At 53.4% G+C, this 1,038-nt stretch carries 1 protein-coding gene; it reads left to right on the top strand.

Annotation, left to right across the window (positions count from 1 at the left end; translation table 11 throughout):
• Window positions 1–97: 97 nt before the first annotated feature.
• On the top strand, window positions 98–1,038 hold a 941-nt coding region (locus Q4P78_RS09420; RefSeq protein ID WP_303340107.1), incomplete at its 3' end, for a hypothetical protein.

The raw sequence follows: 1,038 nt of genomic DNA, 5'->3' as shown, positions 1-1,038 counted from the left end.
TACAGAACTTTGTCGCCATACTACTTATTAAGCACCATGCGGCCTATGCTTTACACTTAGGCAGGAATGCATGATAGAGGATTAGAATTTATAGGAAATGAAAGCATATCTCTCGTTTTTCGTTCCCCTCGCACTGCTCACCGCTTGCAACGGTAAGAGCGGCACAAAGTTTGAGCCCAAGCCCCCAGCCCAAACGATGAGCATCGCGGAGCGTGAAGCAGCCATCGAAGCCCGACGTGCAGAGTTGGCCTTGGTAGATACTGCCCTCTGTACCGGGAGCGGAGTTAAGCTCTCGATATTTACCCCTCTCCCCAACGATACGCTATACATTAGTCAGCAGATGAACCATGCCTTGGCACTCAGGGCACTCTCCATCGCTTCACAAAACGGCATTGCCGGCATAGGGGGTGACCCCAACTTTGTACTGGCCGTTGACCTCGCCACCTGCCAAAAGCAGCTGACCGCCACTACGCCTCAGAAGGTCATGCTGACCTATGAGGCGGCTCTCTATGTGGGCAATGTCTCTACGGGTGATGTCTTTGGAACCACCACTCTCCGGCTCACCGGCATAGGTCATAATGCACAGTCCGCCGCACTCGAAGCAGCCAAATCACTGAAGACGAACAAGGAGATACAGCAAATGCTAGCCTCAGCCACCGAACGCATCGTCACCTATTACCAAACCCACGCCAGCACGATTAAGTTGCAGGTGGAGAGCCTGATAGCCAAGGGCGACTACGATCGGGCCTTCCTGGTACTTCGGGCCGTGCCCCAGGAGGCCACAGCACTCCATAAGTATGCCCAAGTTCAGTTGCCCAAGGTGGCACACAAGCTCTACCAGGACGATGTAAGGATACAACAGCTGGAAGCTCAAATCAAAGAGAACAATGCAGCACATGCCGCCGAGCTGGAACAACTCCGGCATGAGAAAGAAAAGCAAGCGCTGGAAATGGCCGCACAGTATGAGCGAAAGTGCGCGAGCGAATCCTACAGCTATGCCTCCACAGAGATGCGTAAGAAGATTTCGCTCGAAGATGC

Origin of the sequence: Rothia sp. (in: high G+C Gram-positive bacteria), assembly GCF_030540545.1 — a bacterium.
GTDB lineage: Bacteria > Actinomycetota > Actinomycetes > Actinomycetales > Micrococcaceae > Rothia.
The sequence above is the reverse complement of the archived record's forward strand: the minus strand, read 5'-3'. Positions and strand labels throughout refer to the sequence as shown.